Origin of the sequence: Dyella mobilis, assembly GCF_016904945.1 — a bacterium.
GTDB lineage: Bacteria > Pseudomonadota > Gammaproteobacteria > Xanthomonadales > Rhodanobacteraceae > Dyella_B > Dyella_B mobilis.
In genome coordinates this window covers 64568-85514 of sequence record NZ_JADIKF010000036.1, presented here as the reverse complement: position 1 = coordinate 85514, position 20947 = coordinate 64568, and the positions used below count along the sequence as shown (strand labels likewise).

General features: G+C 60.8%; 17 protein-coding genes. 2 read left to right on the top strand and 15 right to left on the bottom strand.

The genetic code is table 11. From position 1 onward, the window contains the following. Window positions 1–28: 28 nt before the first annotated feature. The 10 genes from ISS99_RS05325 to ISS99_RS05280 form a co-directional block, all read right to left on the bottom strand. Window positions 29–8545: a YDG domain-containing protein gene (locus tag ISS99_RS05325; RefSeq protein WP_204630560.1), complete on the bottom strand. Its 8517-nt coding sequence runs from the start codon at window positions 8543–8545 to the stop codon at window positions 29–31. A 459-nt stretch (window positions 8546–9004) separates the two neighbouring features. Continuing rightward, entirely contained in the window at window positions 9005–9622 is a 618-nt protein-coding gene (locus ISS99_RS05320) for a phage tail protein (RefSeq protein ID WP_204630559.1), read from the bottom strand. 61 nt (window positions 9623–9683) lie between these two features. Beyond that, on the bottom strand, window positions 9684–10004 hold the full coding sequence (locus ISS99_RS05315) for a DUF6916 family protein (protein ID WP_204630558.1): 321 nt from the start codon (window positions 10002–10004) through the stop codon (window positions 9684–9686). A 38-nt stretch (window positions 10005–10042) separates the two neighbouring features. Beyond that, a complete protein-coding gene (locus ISS99_RS05310; protein ID WP_204630557.1) occupies window positions 10043–10630 on the bottom strand; it encodes a GNAT family N-acetyltransferase in 588 nt (195 codons plus the stop codon). Between the two features lie 141 nt (window positions 10631–10771). After that, window positions 10772–11911: an alpha/beta hydrolase family protein gene (locus tag ISS99_RS05305; protein ID WP_204630556.1), complete on the bottom strand. Its 1140-nt coding sequence runs from the start codon at window positions 11909–11911 to the stop codon at window positions 10772–10774. Window positions 11912–11932: 21 nt separating this feature from the next. Beyond that, window positions 11933–12493, bottom strand: coding sequence for a DUF1700 domain-containing protein (locus tag ISS99_RS05300; RefSeq protein WP_204630555.1), 561 nt, complete (start codon window positions 12491–12493; stop codon window positions 11933–11935). Continuing rightward, complete coding sequence (locus ISS99_RS05295; protein WP_204630554.1) at window positions 12480–12767, bottom strand: PadR family transcriptional regulator; 288 nt, start codon at window positions 12765–12767, stop codon at window positions 12480–12482. The genes ISS99_RS05300 and ISS99_RS05295 overlap by 14 nt, the downstream gene beginning before the upstream one ends. Window positions 12768–13045: 278 nt before the next feature. Then, window positions 13046–13669, bottom strand: a complete 624-nt coding sequence (locus ISS99_RS05290) for a hypothetical protein (protein WP_204630553.1) — start codon at window positions 13667–13669, stop codon at window positions 13046–13048. A 207-nt stretch (window positions 13670–13876) separates the two neighbouring features. After that, window positions 13877–14371: a DUF6931 family protein gene (locus ISS99_RS05285; RefSeq protein ID WP_239537698.1), complete on the bottom strand. Its 495-nt coding sequence runs from the start codon at window positions 14369–14371 to the stop codon at window positions 13877–13879. A gap of 39 nt (window positions 14372–14410) precedes the next feature. Continuing rightward, entirely contained in the window at window positions 14411–16243 is a 1833-nt protein-coding gene (locus tag ISS99_RS05280) for a type VI secretion system Vgr family protein (RefSeq protein ID WP_204630551.1), read from the bottom strand. Window positions 16244–16445: 202 nt separating this feature from the next. On the opposite strand from ISS99_RS05280, the gene ISS99_RS05275 reads away from it, so the two are divergent. Together ISS99_RS05275 and ISS99_RS05270 are read left to right on the top strand one after the other, a co-directional pair. After that, entirely contained in the window at window positions 16446–17117 is a 672-nt protein-coding gene (locus ISS99_RS05275) for a hypothetical protein (RefSeq protein WP_204630550.1), read from the top strand. A gap of 4 nt (window positions 17118–17121) precedes the next feature. Further along, window positions 17122–17643 carry a hypothetical protein gene (locus ISS99_RS05270; protein WP_204630549.1) on the top strand — a complete coding sequence of 174 codons (522 nt, stop codon included), beginning with the start codon at window positions 17122–17124 and terminating at the stop codon, window positions 17641–17643. Between the two features lie 2 nt (window positions 17644–17645). On the opposite strand, the gene ISS99_RS05265 is transcribed toward ISS99_RS05270, so the two are convergent. From ISS99_RS05265 to ISS99_RS05245, 5 genes are all read right to left on the bottom strand, one after another. Beyond that, entirely contained in the window at window positions 17646–17960 is a 315-nt protein-coding gene (locus tag ISS99_RS05265) for a PAAR domain-containing protein (protein WP_239537723.1), read from the bottom strand. Window positions 17961–18722: 762 nt separating this feature from the next. Continuing rightward, window positions 18723–19124, bottom strand: coding sequence for a hypothetical protein (locus ISS99_RS05260; protein ID WP_204630548.1), 402 nt, complete (start codon window positions 19122–19124; stop codon window positions 18723–18725). Between the two features lie 59 nt (window positions 19125–19183). Continuing rightward, on the bottom strand, window positions 19184–19639 hold the full coding sequence (locus ISS99_RS05255) for an Sbal_3080 family lipoprotein (RefSeq protein WP_204630547.1): 456 nt from the start codon (window positions 19637–19639) through the stop codon (window positions 19184–19186). A gap of 26 nt (window positions 19640–19665) precedes the next feature. Beyond that, complete coding sequence (locus ISS99_RS05250; protein WP_204630546.1) at window positions 19666–20064, bottom strand: hypothetical protein; 399 nt, start codon at window positions 20062–20064, stop codon at window positions 19666–19668. Between the two features lie 139 nt (window positions 20065–20203). Beyond that, window positions 20204–20503, bottom strand: a complete 300-nt coding sequence (locus ISS99_RS05245) for a hypothetical protein (RefSeq protein ID WP_204630545.1) — start codon at window positions 20501–20503, stop codon at window positions 20204–20206. Between the last annotated feature and the right edge of the window lie 444 nt (window positions 20504–20947).

Below are 20947 nucleotides of genomic sequence, written 5' to 3'. Positions count from 1 at the left end.
AAGGCGTAAAAAGAAAGGGTATGAATGCTTATGGCAGACGCACACCGTTGCCGACCACGCGTACATCCGGCGTGTAGAGATCCGACGAAGCAGGCGGAGCGGCAGATTGCAGCGGTGTCGTGGAATCGTCCGCGGTCGCCATCATGGCCATCGCAGGCACCGACAGGCCGCCCGGCGACTGCCCGACGACAACGGGTGCCAGCTGACCCAGTTGCTGCTGCAGGTATGCCACGCCAGGCAACACACTATCGCTGTTAGCCAGCACATTGAACGCCAGCGCGTTGCCCGCTGCCTGCACGAAGACATAGTCGCCATCGTTCGCCGCCAGGCCGCTGCCGTCGATCGCGTATTGCCCGGCCAAGCTGTGCGCCGTGGCAGGCGTCGCAAAGCTCAACGTGCCGCTGGTGGCGCTGGTCAATGTGTCGCTTCCCATGAAGCCGGTGACCGTGCCGCTCAGCATGGGAATCGCCTGGCCGGCAAATACCTGCACCGGCGTCGCCACATACGTCAGCGTGGCGGGGGTTATGGAAAGCGTGCCGCTGCCGTAGGTAATGGCGTAGTTGTTGGAGGCAAGACCGCCGGGCGTAAGGGCATAGTTGCCCACGTTCAAGGCGCCCTGCGAATTGCCGCCGTAGGTCAGCGCGCCGCCCAGTACGGCCGCAGTCTGCCCGTCCACCAGGCCGCTATAGGTAACGCCGTTGCCGCCGCTGTACGCTTGCGCGTCATAGACGGCGCTGACGTTATTGGCCGTAACGACGAGCCGGGCCGGGGTAATGACGCCGATGGGTGCGGTGGCCGTGCTGTTGCTCAGGATGTAATTGCCCGCGCTGCTGCCGCCGACCGCCAAGCCACTCACTTCCACGTTGATGTTGTTGCCGACATTGGCGGTGGCGTAGAGGCCGGAGGTCGGATCGTTGAGGCTCACCGCGTCGCTGCCGATCACTCCGGTCAGCATGTAATTGCCGGGTGCCAGTGTCGCTGCCGTGGTGCCGTCGTACACCTTGCTCACCGTGCCGACGAGGCTGGCGGTCAACGTGGCCGGGCTTACCGTCAGCATGCCGTTGTCGTAGTTGATCAGGTAATTGCTGGAACTCAGGCCGCTCGGCGTAAGGGTATAGAAGCCCGCGTTGACCGCACCCTGCGAGTTTCCACCGTAGGCGAGCGTGCCGCCGAGCACCGACGGGTTTTCGCCATTCACGAAACCGCTGTAGGTCACGCCGTTGCCGCCGCTATAGGCTACGCCGTTGTAGGTTTTGCCGGCGTTGTTCGCAGTCACCACCAGCAACGCCGGCGTGATGCTCGCTGCACCGCTTGCGCTCGTGGGCAAGGTGTAGTTGGACAGCACCGTGCCGTTGTCGGCGGTGAAGTCGCCGCCGGTCAGCGTTGCCGTGACGGTCGTGGCGCTCGCCACGTTGCTGCTGTTGTAGGTGCCGCTGGTCTGCGTCACCGTTGCGCCCTGCCCGCTGACGAAACCGCTCAGTGCGTAGTCGCCTGGCGTGAGCGTAGCGGCGGTGGTGCCGTCATACACCTTGGTGATCGAGCCGGTAAGGCTGGCGGTCAACGCCGCCGGCGTAATGCTGGCGGCCACGCTGGCACTGTTCGATGCCAAGGCGTAATCGCTGGCCAACGAACCCACGCTGCCGGCAATGCCGCTGATGCTCAGGCCCGACACGGTGATGTCCGTGGCGCCGAGCACTTGCGAGCTGTTGTAGGCCGCGCCGGTGTCGGCGAGGCTGGCGCCGGTATCGCCGGAGACCAGTCCGGTGTAGCTGTAGCTGGGCGTAAAGCCCGCCGGTGCGTTGGTGGTGCCGTCGTAGACCTTGGTCACGCCGGTATTGGTGAGGGTTGCCGTCAACGTGGCCGGTGTAATGGTGGCCGACACGCTCACATTGTTCGACGCCAATACGTAGTCGCCAGTCTGCGAGCCATTGCTGCCGGTAATGCCGCTGAGGCTCAGACCCGAGACCAGGACATCGGTGGCATCGACAACGTGCGCGCTGTTATACGCCGCACCAGTGTCGGTGAGGCTGGCGTTGGTATCGCCAGAGACCAGTCCGGTAAAGCTGTATGCGGGTGCAAAGCCGGCCGGTGCGCTGGTGGTGCCGTCGTAGACCTTGGTGACGCCGGTGTTGGTGAGCGTCGCCGTCAACGTAGCCGGCGTGATGCTCGCCGCCACACTCGCACTATTGGAGGACAAGCTGTAGTCGCTGGACAACGAACCGTCGCTGCCGGTGATGCTGCCGATGCCCAGGCCCGATAGCGTGAGGTCGGTGGCACTGGCCACGTGTGCACTGTTGTAAACCGCACCGGTGTCGGTGAGGTTGGCGCTGGTATCGCCGGAGACCAGCCCGGTAAAGCTGTAAGTGGGTGTAAAGCCGACCGGTGCGTTGGTGGTGCCGTCGTAGATCTTGGTGACGCCGGTGTTGGTAAGCGTGGCCGTCAACGTGGCCGGTGTAATGGTGGCCGGCACAGCCACAACGTTCGACGCCAGCGCGTAGTCGCTAGCCTGCGAGCCGTTGCTACCGGTGATGCCGCTGAGGGTCAGGCCCGATACCGCGACCTCGGTGGCGTCCATGACGTGCGCGCTGTCGTACGCCGCACCGGTGTCGGCGAGGCTGGCGCTGGTGTCGCCGGAGACCAGTCCGGTAAGGCTGTACGTCGGTGTAAACCCGGCTGGCGCATTGGTCGTGCCGTCGTAGATCTTGGTCACGCCGGTATTGGTGAGCGTGGCCGTCAACGTGGCCGGCGTGATGCTCGCTGCCACATTCGCACTGCTGGAGGACAGGCTGTAATCGCTGACTTGCGAACCGTCGCTGCCGGTGATGCCGCTGAGGCTCAGGCCCGAGACGGTCAGATCGTTGGCACTGGCGACGTGCGCACTGTTGTACGCCGCACCGGTGTCGGTGAGGCTGGCGCTGGAATCGCCGGAGACCAGCCCGGTAAAGCTGTACGTCGGCGTAAAGCCCGCCGGCGCATTCGCCGTGCCGTCATAAACCTTGGTGACGCCGATATTGGTGAGCGTGGCGGTCAGCGTGGCCGGCGTGATGCTCGCGGCCACACTCGCGCTGGTAGAAGACAAGCTGTAATCGCTGGCCAGCGATCCGTCACTGCCGGCAATGCTGCCGATGGCCAGGCCGGATACGGAGATGTCGCTGGCACTGGTCACGTGTGCGCTGTTATAGGCCACACCCGTGTCGGTCAGGCTGGCGCCGGTATCGCCGGAGACCAGCCCGGTAAAGCCGTACGTCGGCGTAAAGCCGACCGGTGCATTCGCCGTGCCGTCATAAACCTTGGTTACACCGCTGTTGGTCAGCGTCACCGTCAGTGTTGCCGGCGTGATGCTCGCCGCGCCGGGCGCGGTAGTGGCCACGGTGCTCGACAAGACGTAATCGCCATCGATACCGTTACCGCCGATCGACGCCAGCGACAGCCCGCCCTGCTCGACCTCGTTCGCCAACGCGACGTGCGATGAGTTGAACACCGGCGTATCAACACTGCTCACCGTGGCGGTGTCGCCCGAAACCAGGCCGGTGATGCTGTAAAACGGTGTGAAGCCGCCTGGCGCCGCCGTGGTGCCGTCGTAGACCTTGGTAACGCCGGCATTAGCGAGTGAAACCGCCAGCTGCGCCGGCGTGATGGCGGCTACCACACTTACATTGTTGGAGGCCAGGATGTAATCGCTGGTCAGCGAGCCATTGCTGCCGGTAATGCTGTTGATGCTAAGGCCCGACACCTCGACATCGGTGGCGCTCACCACGTGTGCGCTATTGTAAGCGATGCCGGTGTCGCTCACGTCGGCGCCGGTGTCGCCGGCAACCAGCCCGCCATAGCTATACGTCGGACTGAAACCGGCCGGTGCATTCGTAGTGCCGTCGTAGGTCTTGGTGACGTCGCCGTTGGTCAGCGTCAATGTCAGCGTTGCCCGCGTGATGCCCGCCACCCCTGCCGCGGTGGAAGCGGTGGTGTTCGACAAGCTGTAATCGCCCAACACGGAATTGTCGGTACCGTTGCCTGTGATCGATGTGAGGGACAGGCCGCCCAGCGTGATCGCCGAGGCGGATACGACGTGTGCCGAATTGAATATCGGTGTATCCGCGCTACTCACCGTCGCGGTATCGCCGGACACCAGTCCCGCGATGTCATAGATCGGAGTGAAGCCGCTGGGCGCCGCCGTGGTGCCGTCGTAGACCTTGGTGACGTTGGTGGTATTGCCGAGCGACACCGACAGCGGTGCAGGTGTAATCAACGCCGGCACGCTCGCATTGCCGGATGACAGCACGTAATCGCTGGCTTGCGAACCATTGGCGCCAGTAATGCTGCCGATGCTCAATCCCGATACCGTAACCTGGGTGGCGGTTGCGACGTGCGCACTGTCGTAGGCCGCGCCAGTATCGAGCAGCGTGGCGCCGGTGTCGCCGGAGACAAAGCCTTGGTAACTGTACGTTGGTGTAAAGCCGGACGGCGCAGCAGTCGTGCCGTCGTAGACCTTGGTGACGCCGGCGTTGGTCAATTGTTCCGTGAGCACTGCCGGGCTGATGTTGGCAGGGACGTCGGCGATGAAAGGCAGCGAGGCACGATAGTCGGAGCTCAGGCTGCCGTTTGTACTGCTGCTGATATCCACCGAGAGAGTGCCGCTGGCGTCGATGCTGCTTGCGCTCGCCACGTGACCGTTGTTGTAGGCCAACCCGATACCGCTGGTATCGAGCGCCAGGGTGTCGCCGGTGATCGCGCCGCTGACGCTGCCTCCCGTCAAATAGGCACCCGTCGCCAGTGTCGTGCCGTCGTAGACTTTGGTCAGCACGCCGCCGATGACCGGTGCCGTCACCGTCAAGGTTTTCGGCGTAATGCCGGCTATGCCCGCACCGGTGGAAGCCGTGGAGTTGGACAAGCTGTAGTCGCTGAGTACGGAATTGTCGCTGCCGTTGCCGGTGATCGTGCTCAGCGACAGGCCGCCTTGCGTAATTGCCGTTGCCGAAAGGACGTGCGCCGAATTGAATACCGGCGTATCCACACTGCTCACCGTGGCGGTGTCGCCGGATATCAGGCCGCTGAAGCTGTAGACCGCACTGAACCCGGACGGCGCCAACGTGGTGCCGTCGTAGACCTTGGTGACGTTGGTGGTATTGCCAAGACTGACCGTCAGTGGCGCCGGCGTGATGCTCCCGGCCACCGAAGCAATGGTCGGCGACGCCATGGTGTAATCGCTGCTCAGACTGCCATCGATGCTGCTGCTGATGGTCACGCCGAGGCTGCCGCTGGCGCTGATGCTGTTGGCCCCCACCACGTGGCTGCTGTTGTAATCGAGGCTGATACCACTGGTATCAAGCGCCAGGGTGTCGCCAGTGATAGCGCCGCTGATGCTGCCGCCGGACAAACTGGCGCCGGCTGCCGTCGTGCTGCCGTCGTACACCATGCTCAAGGTACCGCCGATGGTCGGTGCCGTGACCGTGAGCGTCTTGGGCGTGATGGTGGCCGCCACGCTCAGGGACGAAGACGCAAGCGAGTAATCGCCGGGCTGCGAACCGAGGCTGCCATTAACGGTGCTGATGCCGAGGCCCGACACGGTGACCTGGGAAGCGCTCGTGACGTGCGAACTGTTATACGCCGCACTGCTATCGCTGATGACAATGCTGGTATCGCCGGAAAGCAGCCCGCTGTAGCTGTACGTCGGGGTAAAGCCGGACGGCGCGCTGGTCGTGCCGTCGTAGACTTTGGTGACGCCGCTATTGGTAAGACTCACCGACAACACCACCGGATTGATGGTAAGGGTGGCGCTCGGCGTAACGAAGGACAGGTCGTAATTGGTGGAATAAGCCGACGAGACGTTCTCGGTATACGTGCCGGCGTGCTGCGCGGCGGTCAGGCCCAATGTGATGAGCGCAAGATTCGGCGAGGTGGAATAGCTCAGTACCGAGGCGTCCTGGTTGGTCGCGTTGTACGTCGCCGTCTGGTTGCTTGCGGTGATCGTCAGCGGCTCGAGCAGGCCTTCGATCAGGGGCATGGTATTGCCCGAATAGATGCGCCACGGATCGCTGCTGCCGCCGCTGGTTGCGATGGTCCAACCGGTAAAGTTGGCGGGAGTCATCATGTTGGCGGTGGACAGACCGGTGACCCCTGTCGTAGTGCCGCTACCGAGGCCGCTTAACCCGCTGTTGGTCGTGGTATTCCAAAAGCTGTTGGTTATCGTGCCGGCGGCAAAATACCCGATCAATCCCCCAAGCACGTCGGTGCTATCCGAACTGGACAAAGACACCTTGCCCGTGGCGTAGGAGTCCGTGATCGAACTGGGGTTCTTGGCATCGTCGTTACTGCCTGCCAGTCCGCCCATGTAGTTTTCGTTGTTCGCTCCACCGCCGGTCCAGGTCACATTGCCCGTTGCGTAAGCGTTCTGGATGCTGCCCGAGTTGTAGCCGACCAAACCGCCCATAAGGTCCGCTGCGGCTCCGCTAGCGCCATAACTGCCACTCACGGTGCCCGTTGCATAGGCATTGGTAATCGAGCCGTAGTTGGTTCCGACCAGGCCGCCGAAATTGCCGAGGTACGACGAACCACTGACGGCTCCCTTGGAAAAGGAGTTGGTGATGGTGCCACCCGTGGCATTCTCGCCGACCAATCCGCCGACCGTTTCGCCGCCCGAGGAGCCGGTACCCGTGCCGGCCATCGTGCCCGTGGTGAAAACGTTGCTGATGGTGCCCGGACTATCGTTCTCACCAACCAGGCCACCGATGAGAGACTGCGCACCCGAACCCGAAATACTCTCTCCCGTCAGGCCGACGTTGCGGATCGCGCCTGAGCTTGCTGCAAAAAGACCAAGGCCAACGCTGGCCGTAGAACTGGTGACGGTAAGGCCGCTGATGGTGTGGCCAAGGCCGTCGAACACGCCCGTGAACGGTGCGGCGACGGTTGCGATCGGGGTGAACGCAGTGGAGGCCGCCACATTGCCCGCAAGCGCATAGTGGCCGCTCGCCGTCATGGCTTGCAGCGCCGACTCGCTGCTGATCAGCGTATAGCTGGTGCCGTTGATGCTCAGCGTGTTACTGCCCGCGAAATTCACCTGGCCATAAAAGCCGGCGTCGCTCAGGCCTGCATTGACGCTGGTGCCGGCCGTTGGCGTAGTGCTCGAAGAACCGTTGGTGTTGCCAAAGTTCAGCGCGAGCCCCGCTCCGGTGCCCGCGCTCATCGTGCCGTTGATGTTGATGTTGTTCTGGGCATCCAGCGTGAGCGTATGCGTACTCCAGCTCACGTTGTCGTCCACGTTTATGTTGCCGACGCCGGACGTGCTGCCCTCGCTGGACTCAATGGTGACATTGCCACCGTTCAATGCGCTGCTGAGCGTGGCGCCTGAAACATCGCCGGAAGGTACGCCGCCCGTTATCGTTCCGGCCTTGCCGGGTGCGATCGTGAAATTGTTGGGGTCGATCAGCCACGTTCCGGCCAGGCCCAGGGCCGCGGCCGTAGTGACTTTGGTGTTGTCCGCGATGTTGACCTGCGCACCGCTCGTTTCGATCTGGCCGCCGCTTCCGCCTTGGGGCGCGCTGGCATCGAGCGTGCCGCTCACTGAAACCGTGCCCGCACCCATGCCGCCCATCAGCATGATGTGGCCGTTCTGGTTCTGTACGGTCTGCGCCTCGATGGTGCCGGTGTTGTTCACCGCACTGGCCAGCACGCTGTCGCGAGCGCCGGCAGTCATCCACACGTTGCCACCATCGGCTTGGATCAGTTGGCCGTTCTGCGCCAGCGCATTCAGCGTGCTCTTGTCCACGCGCACGCTTACCAGCTTGTCGCCGCTGAAATTGAGCGTTACGGCGCTGCCGCCGGCCAGCGCCACGCTGCCCAGCTGGGCGTGGATCGCGCCCTGGTTGCCGACCTGATTGCCGAGCAGTGCCGCATAGCCGCCACCATTGACATTGATGGTGCCCAGATTGGTCACATTGCCCTTGCCGCTGCCGCTGAAACTCAGCGAACCGGTGCCCAGCGCGCTATCGGCGACGTTCAGCGTGGACGCGACGATGCCGCCCACGTTCACCTGCGCGCCCTGGCCGAACAGCACGCCGTTGGGATTGATCAGGAACACCTGCCCGTTGGCGTTGAGGTGGCCGAAGATCTGGCTGCCGTTGGTATCGGCGATGCGATTGACCGCAATGGCTGAAGCATCCGGCTGCACGAAGTCCACGGTGGACTGGCTGCCGATATTGAAAGTCTGCCAGTTGAGCGAGAGATCCTGGCTCTGCTGGGTGATGGTGAGCGTGTCGCCGCGCTGCGCCAGCTGGCCGGCGCCGCTGGTGACCTGCCCGCCGGTAGGCAATGCGTTGGCCGCCACCGCGGGAGTGGCGACGATGGCAACTTTTGCCGAGACAATGCCCGGTGAAGGCGCCGCAGCAAACACCATCAGCGGCAGGCTCAGGGGAATGCCGGCCAACCACGCGGCACGACGCGTACCGCCTTCTGCGCTGCGTCCGCCCTTGGTACGACCGCGCGCGAATTCGGGCGCCACCTGAAGCACGCCAAGCTTGCGGTTCCAGACCAGCCGAAAGATGTGGTTCACTCGATTGTCCCCTGTGAGGCGCCCTTGCCCAGGCGCCGAACTTCATGCGGTAACAGCGCGACCAACTTCACGCACGATCCGCAGCCAGTTGGTCCCTCGGGCTGCGGTTACCCCAAAATTCAATGCAGCTTGTGTGCCAGCCGCCTGATTCCCCTGCCGCGAAGGCGAAGCTTGCGATTCGACCAGACGCCGCGAGCGCTGCTCAAAATTTCGTCAATTACAAAACCAGCGTCGGCTTGTAATGCTGCCTTATTTGTGACGCACGTCACAAGAGTCCAGTTGTGACGAATTTCGTCGGCGCCCCGACAGGCATCCGTGCTACCGCCAACGGATGCCAGGCATGCGTCGACACCGGAGCTGCGTCTTCACTAAACGTTGACATAGTGCGCCGTGGCAAATGAAGGCGCGCCCATGCCGGGCGCGCCAGTTTTTATGCGAACAACTCGAATACCTTCCCGATCAACCGCGCGACGGGAAAATACCCTGCAACGCGATGATGCAGGTCAGCCCCAGGTAGGGATTGCGTATCGCCACCGGCAAGTTGCCGCCCGTATTGGCGAGCGTGACGGCGGGTGCCGTTCCGGTCGATTGCACATTGAACGGTAGCAGCGTGGTATTGGCAGCGGTCGTGGTGTACAGCTCGCCGGCGCGCCCGCCAGACGTCAGCGTGCCCAACACCGTGTTGTTCGCCGGCGTGCCTCCGACCGTTCCGCTCGTCGGCGACGAACAAGCCGGTACGGCGACACTGCCGGTGACATTCACAGTACCGCCGCTTTGTACAGCATGCGTATGCGAAGGCATCTGGTTGATGGTGAGCGTGGTCATTTCAACACCGGCCTTGTCGCCGATCGTTATCGGGCTAAGCCCCACGCCGTTGCCCGTACCGACCGGCGAGCGCCCCTGAAGGTCGGGCAAGGCGAAATTCGTCGTGCCGTTGCCGCCATAGAACGTGCCAAGCAGCGAAAACAATGCCGTGTTCTGACTGATCGACATCAAGTTTCCGGCGCACAACGCCCAACCGGTTGGTGCAAAGTTGAAACCGACCATGCGAATTTCGCCAAGGAACGGATCACTCATGGTATTTCCCCCTTTTTGACAGTGATGGATCGAGTAGTGGTGCTTCCCGTGCGCCTCGGTTTTACGTGATGCCCGGGGGTGAAACGCTGATATGCATGACCGCCGTGAGATTGGCCCGGCCGTCGGCACTGGGCCGGGTAGGTGTAGCAAGCAACTCCCAGGACGAGCCGTCGGGTGCCGTGATGCGATAAGTGTCCTGGGGCAGCCAGGCGCCCATCGGCAATTCGAAAGTGGCGCTGTAGCAGGCGTAGGCTTCTTCCATGGCAACACCGCTCGGTGCTGCCGCCAGGCGCACCTCAAGCCGCTGGCCGTCGGCGGCCTCCAGTACGAACAATTGGCCCAGCGCTGCCGTAAGCGCTGCATGAGTCGGAACAGGCTGCATGTCGTCCCCCTATTTGGTTCGCATCAGTGCCGCGAACGCTACGCAAATGCCGATGATTGAAAATCGTCGTTCGAAGATTGCCTCGGCCCTTCTTCATCAAAGGGCATGGCTGCTCTCACCATCAGTTCGTAGATGCCGTTCTCCCCGCTCGTGACGAAGCCAAGCCTGCGATAGAGCGCGCGAACGGGATTGTCGTGCTCTACATACAAGCGCATCGGAACGTGCTTGCAGGCGGCCTCGCGCACCAGCCCGCGCATCAGATGCGAACCAATACCCATGCCGCGATAAGCCGGCAAAAGTGCAATGTCGATCAATTGCGCGGCATCGCCGCTCCAATCGTGATAAAGCCGCCCTACCCGAATTCCGCCGTACGTGATGACATCGAAACGCCCCACCGGATAATGCCGGCGGTAGTAGTCGTGCTGAATCGAAAACTGGTTGGCCAGCAAAGGCTCGATCTGCTCGGCAGGCAAACCCGCGCGAACGAACTCGTCCACGCGCGTGGACGAAAACACCTCACGCAGAAAATCCGCATCCGCTTCCGTAGCGGCACGCAACCCAATGTCTTCCAGCGCAACCTGCGCACCTGTATCCGTACTGCACTCGGCAGCGGACGATTCTGACAAGATCTTGCGATCCCCCATCGCAATGCCCCCCATGGCCCCGTTCCATAGCGGGCGGAATGTACGTGAGAGATTGTTAAGGGCAGATCAAGAAGCCGCCGATTGGCCGGCGTGGAGGGTGTATCCGCGGAGGGCAACCCCTCGTCATTGCTTTGTAAGCGCCAGGTTCAAGAATTGAATGACTGCGCCAATGGCGAGCGGCGACGGCGTAGGTGTGTTCTTGGCATAGTCCTCGCCGGAACCGGATGCGCTTTGTTGGAAAAGATGATTGAGGCCTGGAAGCCGTTGCGTGTGGCGCAGCGGAGTTTCGCGACCGAGCGCAAGCCGTGCCAACGTCAAGTTCGGACCGGCCGCAACCTGGTGGTCGGTCGAGCCGTTGAGAAAGAGCACGGGGATTTCCCCCTGTTCGATGGCCTTGGGCACGTCGAGTTTCAAGTACGTTTGGAACCATCGCGATGCGAGGAATTTAGGCATGGCCAGCAGGGATTCTGCGGCCGCGTTGCGGTCGGCAGCATCCTTCGAAAATTCCGAATTCCACGCCGCAGAGATCGCCTGCATTCTCGCAAACCGCTGCGGGTCATCGTCGACGCGTGCGGCGGCCTCCACCTTGGCGTAGTAAGCGCGAACCTCACGGTCGTAGGCTTCGTCTGCACCCGCGTCGCGCCCCGTCAGAATTTCCTGCGTGACGATCTGTTCTGCAAAGGGAGCAATCATGCCCGCTAGCGATACCGCCGCAGCAGGCGGAGAAGGATCGCCTGACATCAACGCGGCAATGGTGCCGCCCTCGCTGTGGCCAACGACAGCGATGCGCGTTTTATCGATATCGGTGCGTCCGCCAAGATAATGGACGGCAGCTTCGGCGTCCGTCTTGAAATCGAGCGTGGTTGCCGCACGGCCATTGCCGGTCGACTGTCCGACGCCACGCTTGTCGTAACGAAGCACGGCGTAGCCGGCGCGCGTCAAGGCATCGGCAAGTACCAGAAAAGGTTTGTGTCCATAAGCGGATTCGTCCCTGTCGGTCTTGCCGGACCCGGCAATGAGTACGACGGCTGGCGTAGGGCCGGACGATATCGGTCGAGTCAGCGTTCCGGCCAGTACCACGCCGCTCATGCCGCCAGGAAAACTCATCTGCTCGACTTCGTATGCTGCTTGCGTATGCATAGCGCTCTGCGCGGAAGCATCCTGGTTTGCGGCAAAGACCGGCTCGACCCATGCGCCACCGGCGATGATCAGTAGCGCAAGCATTCCTCGGCAAGCAGTCGTTGCCTCATGGGTAGCACGCATGTTTTTTTCCTGAAGGCTATGTCAGCGTCGCGCGATGGTTCGCAGCGCCCAGAGCAATGTCGCCTGCCCCGCCATCCAGCAGCCGACCGCGCAAAGCACGGCAAAGGGATAGATCCACGTGCCAAATACCTCGTGCTCGTCGGCGAGGTTGGCGGCATATCCAAACACGAGGCTGTGACTGGACAGCCAGAGCCCCCAGTGCAGCGGATCGACAAATCGCATCATGGCAGTCACCGCCACGCCGGTGCCGAACAATCCGAGGCAGCCGACAGCCATCAGCGCAAGAAAAGCGGCCGCACTTCGAGGAAGCCAATAGACGGCCACGCGCAACATGCCGATCAGTCCGCGGCTGCCGAGTGCCTTGGAAAGTTCGAACTCGTCGTGGAAGTCGCGTGCGTACTCCTCTGGCGAACCCAGTGAGGCAAGAACGTCACGTTCGGCAATGCCTCGTGAGATGCGATCTTCGATGTGGGAGCGCATTTCGCGGATGATCTCGATGCGATCGTTCTGCGGCAGCGCGTGCAGTGACCAATCAAGGCGACGAAGCCAACTACCCGCGGTCTCCAGGCTAGTTCCGATCATGGTCAACCGTCCTGTTCAAAAAGGAATTCAGCGCCTGGCTGATGCGCCCCCATTCGTCCGTCGCGGCATCCAGTTCGCGATGTCCCGACGCGGTGAGTACGTAGTATTTGCGAGGGCGCGTACCCTCTTCATCGAGTCGCCATTCCGCCTTGATGGAGCCGGCCCGCTCCAGCCGGTGAAGCAGCGGATAGATGCTGCCTTCGGCCACGTCCAGACCGGCCTGGTCCTTCAGCCGATCCAGGATGCTCAGCCCGTACTGCGGTCCGTCGCGCATGCTGCTCAGGACGGCCAATTCGGCCAAGCCTTTGAGGAGTTGCGATCTGCGCGAAGGCTCTTGGGGAGGTTTTGTTAGCGATGTCATCTTGTATTGCAAGGTATCATGCAAAGACAAGCCCAACAAGTGAAGCCTGTCAGTTGATGCGGATTGGCTGCACCCTTCCCTTTATCTCTTTGGGGTTTGAGAAGGCAGGGATTGAATCCAGTGTGGTGGATCGCCCTTTCCCATGGTCTGGACGAGCGACAAAAGGCCAGCATCCATCCCGTCTGGCCAATTTAATTTGCGCTGGTAAAGACCAGGCATGCGTCGGGTTTGCCCGGAGCCTCCACCCATACGTGCGAGGGATTGCGCACGAATGGTTTTGCAACGCCGATATCTTCGTTTCGCAGGAATGGCGCATAGACCATGACGTGCGGCGGATACAGGGGCTTCGCCACGCCCGTTTTCGGATCGAGGCGCACGAAGTCGCGGGAGAGCATGTAGGCAATGCCGGGCTTTGCGGGCGCGTGCAAACGGCCGGCACTGTATTCCGCATCGATCATGCGATCGACGCTTGCAGCATCGGCGCCGCCCATCGTGATCCGCGCCCGTTCGAGGCTTGCCTGCAGGGTGGTGCGTGAACCTTCGGCGTCGTAACAAACGGGAGCCGTTACATTGATATCGCGTTCGACGAGGCAATTGAAACCGTTGCGACTCGGCCTGGCCAACACAAACCCGGAACTCTCGAGCACATAGACGCCGGCGTCCACCCGCAGCTCCGCTGGCGCTGCGCTTAGTGCCATGGTGATTTCCCGATTTCGTTCAAGCTGGGGAATGCCTGCCGGGAAGGTGTTCGCCATCGCACTCGTCGCGGAAAGCAACGTCAGGATCGCGGTAAGGCGAATGGTGGAGTGAATCATCAGCAGTCCTCACGAGGGCGGTCGTTGAGCGTGCGAAGAGCGTGCGGCCAGTCATGGAAATCCGCCGTAAAGCAGTGCTTCCCAGGATGGTGGGAGGCAGCGTAAGACCCTCGTTGCGGCAAATACAGATTCAGATAGTGGCAAAGTGGACAAGTACAGATGGCATACCGCCACGCTTATATCCGGCGATCACTGCACTCGACGCAGCTATGCATCCGCCAACAAATGGATGGCGCGCTCTATGAAAGCTTCGCGACGACACTCAAACGCCACGCTGTCCAGCATGGACAGTTTGTTGATGACCGCCATCGCCGCCAGTGCGGTCATTTTGTCCGGCGGCGGCACGGCTGCCGCCCCGGGTGGCGTGAGGCTGCCGCCGGACCAGCCTGATGCCGCCGCCAACCAGGCGCCGAGGGTGCGCTTCTGGTCGGCCGTCCAGAAATTCAACGCCGCATAACGATGTGTTTCGTTCGGCTCGCGCACCCATGCATTGGCCAGTGCGACACCGGCCCGGTCATTCCATTCGAGCGGCACGTCGCGTGCGCACTCGCACAACCAGGCCACCACGTAGACCTTTGGCAACAGCCGCGCCATCAGTTTCAACGCGTCGATACCGTGCCCCCGATCGAGCAAGGTGCGTACGGCCGGGCGCGGAGCCATGCCCGATTGCAAACAACGCAACGCGGGCGCGGAGAGCTCCATGTCCAGCGCTCCTTGCATGACCGTCAGCATGGGTTGTTCTCAGCCGATCATGATGAGGCCGCCGGAGACCTGCATCTCGCCACTGCCTTCGATGCTGGTCATCGCGCCCTTGATGCCGACCTGCGATTGCCCGTTGAAGGTGAGATTGACGCCATTGACCTCGACCTCGCCGCTGCTTTTCAAAGTGATGCTGGCGGAACCGCAAACGAGCTTGAGCTGCGAGCCTGCGGTCAGGGTGTAGTCCTTTTTCACGTTTTGCGTGTCGTTGTTGCCCACCGAATGCGAGCGGTCGTTCTTGATCGTCACGGTTTCGTCGTGATCGATGGTTACCACCATGTCGTTCTCAATCTCTTGATGCATGTCTTTTTGTGCATGCATGAAGAAATCTTCGCTTCCCTTCTTGTCTTCAAAGTGCCATTCGTTGGCATCCGCCGCCGTGCCAAGCAGGCTGCGGCTGATGATGCCGCTGCGGGTCTTGTTGTCGGGCAGACTGTAGGGCGGCATGTTGCTGGCGTTGTAGACGCTGCCGATAATCAATGGACGCTCCGGGTCGCCTTCCAGAAAACTCACCACTACTTCCTGGCCTACGCGCGGAATGTTGACGGCGCCCCAATTCTTGCCAGCCCAGGACGATGCCACGCGCACCGGGCAGGAACACTTGGCGTTTTTCTTGTCCGGCGTATTCCAGTGGAAGGTGACTTCCACGCGACCGTATTGATCAACCGCGATATCTTCGTCGGTCTTGCTGCCGGTAACTATCGCGGTCTGCAGGCCGACGATCTTCGGCTTTTCGGTTTCGATTTCCTTGCGGAAAGGAATGCGGCTTTCGAGCGCGTCGAAATAACACTGGAAAGATTGCGCGCCGCCGCTGCCCGAGGCGCGTCCGCCGCCATGCATAAAGGTTTTTGTGCCGGTGATCAGGTATTCTTGATTGAGTTCCATGCGCGGAAAATTGGTCAGCGTGAAAAGGCTGCCTATCTGCGCATTGCAGGCCTCGGTCCTTGCCACGTGTTTCGAGCGTGAAGCGGTAAATGCCTCGGCACGCACGTTGGCATAGTGCTGGCCCAGGGCCGCATCGCCGTGCGCGCCCGGGAAGTCGAATACGCTGTAGTTGACCTCCGGCTGATGGCCATCGGTGGTGTCGCTGGAGAGCAACGAGGCCTTCGGCTTCAGCGGGTTGTAATCGGTCAGCTTGAAGGTGGCCGCATCCACGCCCCGTCCCGAAGCAAAGCTGTTGATCGTCGCCTGCCTGCGCAGCACGCTATCCACCTGGGATGCATAAGGCACCAGGGCGAAACCGTCCGTGACGGAGTGCGCGCCCAGGCCGTCTGCCAGCACCATGGTGTGCGTGCTCTCGTCGTGGGTGAAGTAGTAATAGATGCCGTCCTGCTCCATCAGCCGATGGATGAAGCTCAGGCAATCTTCGCGGTATTGCACGCAATATTCGCGCGGGGTGTAGTTGCCGGTAAGGCTGAGCTTGACGTCGCTGTAACCGGATTCGCTCAACAGCTGCTTGATAATGTCCGCCGTGGTCATGCTGGTGAAAATGCGGCAATCCACGATCTGCCCCAGCAGCCAGGGTTTTGGCACCAGCGTGACGGAATATTGCGCGTAGAGCAGGTTTTCGATCGATGCGACGCCGGTTTGCGCCGCCTCGCAGACTATGCCGTTGAAATAGCGGAGGAAGCCGTTTTCCGTGGTCAACGTCACCGTCATCGGCGAACCGAGCAGCGCGGTGAGGTCGATATTGGAGTCCTGGGATTCGAACTTGACGCGAAACTTGAACAGTTCGCCCAGTTGTTCTTCCGCATTCAATTCGATGAAATACAGATCGTCGCACTTGGCCGACGCGATCGTCATGGCTACGGTCATGCGGCTACGCTCCTTGTAAAAATAGACGTCATCCCTAATGACGGTCGAATGGTAGCATTTTCCAATAGGATCATTACCATACCCGGTCAAGGGATTTGACGTCCGGAAGGCGGCCGGCCCCGGGACCGTCGCCCGACGATTGGACAGGTTTTCGCCTTTTCCCAAAAGGCCAACACCAATGGCACAAGGATGGCAAAACAGCATGGGTGCACCGACAGAGTCGCAAAAGGCCATCGCGTTCTTTATTGGAGGCGCGGGCGACAAAGAGTCCTATTACTTTGCAGGGCCTTATCACAATATCGAGGTGCCCAAAACCATGCTCGATAATTGGGAAGGAGGCCTCAAGAGCAAGGACCTCTATGTGTCGTACGACCTTGGGTATTATCAAATACACAGCGAGTCGGACATCAAAAAGTTCGTCATCGACGTCATTCCGTCCAAATCCAACCCCGTCTATATCGTCGGTCACAGCCTGGGTGGCTGGAACGGGGCGCACCTTTCGCGCAAGCTCGTCGATGCGGGCTACAACGTGCAGATGCTGGTGACGCTGGATCCGGTGGGCAGCGGTTTTTGGGTCGAGCTCTTTTCCGCCATCCCGTTCCACCCGGAAAAAACGCCCAAGGCGAAGTTCTGGATCAACGTCCACGCCAACCCGACCACGTCGGATTCGTCGGATGATGTGGCGAATTTCGGGGTACGCTGGGTGATTCCATCCGGACCGAATATCAACGTGGATTCCAATACGCATCACGCGGATGCCGGCGGCCTGTTCCACACTGTGACCGGCGATGGGCAGTCGGTGGCGGGCATGGTGTACCTATCCATTCGCGACAACACTACCGGAGCCCCGACGGATGACGGCTCCGATGAGTGATTACGTGAAAAAGCTAATGTTCGTGCCGCTGCTGCTGAGCTGCGCGGGCTGCGTCAAGCATCTGCAAGCGCCGCCGGCAACCGTGAGCTTCGTCCGGTTCGAAAAAACCAGCCACGCCTACAAGCTCACCTTCAACTCCAACACCGGTTTTCTTGCTGCAGCCTATACCGACAAATTGCCCGTCGTGGGACATTGGCTGATCTGCTCCCTCGATGGCGACACCGATTTCTCTATCGATCATGCGTTCTCGCTGCGGCGGTTCATGCGCGGCATCACCGATTCGGCAGGTCAGGCGGAGCAAGGGCAGCCACCATCGTTCGCTTATTCATCCGAGCTGACTTTCAGCGAGACCCTGGATGGCGGCAATTCCGATCATGCTTTGAGCAAGGCGGACGTCAACAACCTGCTTGCCGGCCGCGCCAGCATTCCATGCAAGGTGGTGATGACCATCTCCGGGTATGCGCCCTACTACTCGATGACCATGCAGGTTCCCACCAAGGCCTTGCTGGGCGAGGTAAACCGGTAGGCTCAGCCGCCCAGCAGCACGGTAAAGCACCCAAGAACGACCACGCCGCCGTGTTCCGTGGCGTCGCCCAATCGCGCAGCCTGCTGCCCGCCGATCTTCACTTTGGATGAGCCGGCCGACAAGGAATCCGGCGGACCCACGCATATCGCCGCATCCCCCACACGCGCCGCTGGCAAGCCGCCGATCAAAACCTTGGGTGCGCCGGGGGCGCAGATCGGACCGCCGACGTGCGGTGCGGGTCCGGTAGTCATGGGGCAGGTATGCATATCGGTCAGTCGCGCCGCGGGGCGGCCCATACCGATGGGGGCCAATGTCATGCCGGAAGAAAGTGCCTCGGACAGGCTTGGCATATTGGACGAATCGACGCCCAAGGCATCCGCCGCCTCTTTGGACAAAACGATGTCCGATGCGCTTTTGCCGTTGAAAATACCGCGCGGCGCGGCGCGTACGAACGATGCCTGCACCTTGGGCAATACCGCCTTGCTGCCACCTGCTGCGTTCGCTGCACGCAAATCCGCTACCGGTTGCTTGCCCAGGCTGGCCACGTCGCTATCGTTCAAAACGGCCGGCACTTCGACCTGGCCGAAAACGCGATCCGGGCTGGCCGCAGAAGCTACCAACACGACGTCGCCTTTCAAAGACGTGGCGAATTCATGCGATGCCTGCCCCCACAAGCAGCCCCTCAAGGAAGTGGGGCTGCCTGCCGCGGCACTCCCGCTACCATAGAGAAAGTTTGCTGCTTCCGCTTTTGCGTCCATCCGCTCCATGCCTTGCGACTCCAGGATGCCCGCCACGCGATCAATGATCGGCACTTCGGCGGCCACCAGGAAACCGGCCCTGGGGGTGCTATTGATGACGCTGTAGCCGATCTTGTCGGCCAGGGCCAGGGCAATCAATTCCGACCTGACCTTGCCAACGTGTCCGCTGTAGAGAACTCCGCACTTACCTGTGCCTTTGGCCGGATAACTGGCGGCAATCTTCTGGATATCCTCCAAAGAAGACGCCTTGGATACCTTTGCTATGGATTCGGAATAATCGACCATCGCCACGTCCTTGTGTCCTTTGCTCCACGTGTCCCGTCAATGGGCCGTCGTATTGATCCAGCCGTCCTGGAATGCCACTTTTCCGGTGAACCTGGAGGTTATGCCGCGAGAGAGTACGAACGGGGGATGATCGCATTGGGCAACGATATCGATCAACTGCGCCACCATGACTTTGATCTTTTCAATATCGACCACCGAAACAGGATCCCGCGATGACGCCGGCATACCGGCATCACCCGCCAGCCTGTAGCCGAAGGAGATAATTTCCAAGCCGAAGTTGTCCCCCTCCTGCTCGAAAACCGTAATGGCTTCGCCATACCGGGACTCACCGTTCAATTCCACGCAAAATGTCTCGTGACGAAGCTCATCCCAACCGCGTATGCCACCGGAAAACCGTGCCCTGCCGTCCTCGAAATCCACCCAGTCATACATATTCATGGATTACTTCCATTTTGGTCCATTCGGCGAATTCTATCCTGAAAATTTGGTCACCGGGTTTAGTGGTATTGGCTCAGCAGACTGTCGATAACCGGATTCATTTTCGTTGATGTGCCTTCCCATTTTTCCAGCGACAAACCTCCTTTGCCGCGCAGATGATAAGTGGCATCGCCGATGGGTTTGCCATCGCGCCACAAATGAAGCTCGGCGTAAGAGAGATAGGGGCTCATGTCCCACGAGCGTAGCGCGGTATAGGTAAGCGTGGCCTGGCAGATCTTCGATGCTTCTTGGCTAACGACTTGAGACGCAAGATTGTGGCGGGCAATTCCAGCGCGAAGCACATCAACGAAATCGCTGACTTCAACAGCTGGATTGACGACGATGCAAATCGTGCTCAATGACTGGTCCCGATCCACGGGGTGCACTTGCACATCCGTGCAACCCGTTGCAAGGAGGCCCGTAATTACAGCCAAAACCCATGCCCGCACCGCAAGGCGCACCTTGTGATTTTTCATCATTTCCCCCTGTAGACATTGACCAACTAGGTCATCGCATTGATCCAGCCGTCCTGGAACACCACTTTCCCGGTGTACCTGGAGGTTATGCCGCGTGAGAGCACAAACGGAGGGTGATCGCATTGGGACACGATATCTGCCAGCCGCGTCACCATGCTCTTGATCTTTTCAATATCGACCGCCGAAAAAGGGGCCCGCGTGGACGCCGGCATGCCGACATAACCTGTCGAGTGGTAGCCGAAGGAAATAATTTCCAAGCCGAAGTTATCCCCTTCCTGCTCGAAAACCGTAACGGCTTCGCCGTATCGGGGATCGCCGTTCAATTCCACGCAAAACGTCTCGTGGCCCAGCTCATCCCAGCCGCGTATGCCACCGGAAAACCGCGCCCTGCCATCCTCGAAATCCACCCAGTCGAACATATCCATGGATTACTTCCATTTTGATCCGTCCGGCGAATAGTAGCCTGAAAAGGTGGCCGCATTGGGGCTGGAATGACGAGCAAAGCATTGCAGGTCATTCCACGAGGTCTAATGGCGACTTTATGGGCGAATTACCCTGCCCCATTTACTTCGCATCGTCGTTATTGCGAATCCTGTTGCGCATTTTGCAAATCCGGCTATACGCCACCTCTGCACTGCTCTGCCCCATCTCCGTCAACACGGAGGCCGCCCACAGGGCCTTGGCCAGATCGTCGGGGTTGATATCCACGTCCTGGCTAAGCAGATCGGCAAGGCTCTGCGTAATGCCACGCGCACCTTCCAGCAACAAGCTGGCGTCGTCCACGAGTTTCAGGGGATGTCCAACGGGGGCGCAGTAGTAGCTGGCGTTGAGGGTGATCCAGGCTCCAGGGGCTCGCCTCTTCATGGGTGCTTCCTTGCAGTGATTGCGGACGGCAGGGATGGATGGCTGGCTTCAGGCCATAGCAAGCCTGTCGCACGAGTGTGCGTCGGATGATTCATGATTTTCTCCACACGGTTAGATCACGCCGTACATTGCGTACGGCGTGAAGGGCTTGCAGGAAAAATCCTGCACGACTAATCGGAATGGGCTGACCGGATCAGTCGGACGCCCTGATGGCCCGACATCGCATCAGCCTTACGGTGGTGAAGAAATACGCGAGGGGTGCTCGGGAGCGAGGACGCGCGTGGGCGCGTGACGTATCATCGGGCGTAGCCATGGTTAACTCCTTTGAAGTTAATGGTGGTTAGCGGGTCGTGTGGGGGGCTACCCATGCGATCCGCGTTCTTCACTGCTAGTCGGGCGATGCGGTTCCCATCTGCGGAGGCTCGCCCGACGTTTCTATTGTCG

Coding starts and splice junctions, on each gene's coding strand:
- ISS99_RS05245 (WP_204630545.1), bottom strand. CDS start 20,503: ATGAAGAGGCGAGCCCCTGGAGCCTGGATCACCCTCAACGCCAGCTAC.
- ISS99_RS05290 (WP_204630553.1), bottom strand. CDS start 13,669: ATGATTCACTCCACCATTCGCCTTACCGCGATCCTGACGTTGCTTTCC.
- ISS99_RS05250 (WP_204630546.1), bottom strand. CDS start 20,064: ATGGATATGTTCGACTGGGTGGATTTCGAGGATGGCAGGGCGCGGTTT.
- ISS99_RS05320 (WP_204630559.1), bottom strand. CDS start 9,622: ATGAGTGATCCGTTCCTTGGCGAAATTCGCATGGTCGGTTTCAACTTT.
- ISS99_RS05280 (WP_204630551.1), bottom strand. CDS start 16,243: ATGACCGTAGCCATGACGATCGCGTCGGCCAAGTGCGACGATCTGTAT.
- ISS99_RS05295 (WP_204630554.1), bottom strand. CDS start 12,767: ATGCGCGACGGACCGCAGTACGGGCTGAGCATCCTGGATCGGCTGAAG.
- ISS99_RS05265 (WP_239537723.1), bottom strand. CDS start 17,960: ATGACATTGGCCCCCATCGGTATGGGCCGCCCCGCGGCGCGACTGACC.
- ISS99_RS05255 (WP_204630547.1), bottom strand. CDS start 19,639: ATGAAAAATCACAAGGTGCGCCTTGCGGTGCGGGCATGGGTTTTGGCT.
- ISS99_RS05305 (WP_204630556.1), bottom strand. CDS start 11,911: ATGCGTGCTACCCATGAGGCAACGACTGCTTGCCGAGGAATGCTTGCG.
- ISS99_RS05315 (WP_204630558.1), bottom strand. CDS start 10,004: ATGCAGCCTGTTCCGACTCATGCAGCGCTTACGGCAGCGCTGGGCCAA.
- ISS99_RS05275 (WP_204630550.1), top strand. CDS start 16,446: ATGGGTGCACCGACAGAGTCGCAAAAGGCCATCGCGTTCTTTATTGGA.
- ISS99_RS05300 (WP_204630555.1), bottom strand. CDS start 12,493: ATGATCGGAACTAGCCTGGAGACCGCGGGTAGTTGGCTTCGTCGCCTT.
- ISS99_RS05285 (WP_239537698.1), bottom strand. CDS start 14,371: ATGGAGCTCTCCGCGCCCGCGTTGCGTTGTTTGCAATCGGGCATGGCT.
- ISS99_RS05260 (WP_204630548.1), bottom strand. CDS start 19,124: ATGAATATGTATGACTGGGTGGATTTCGAGGACGGCAGGGCACGGTTT.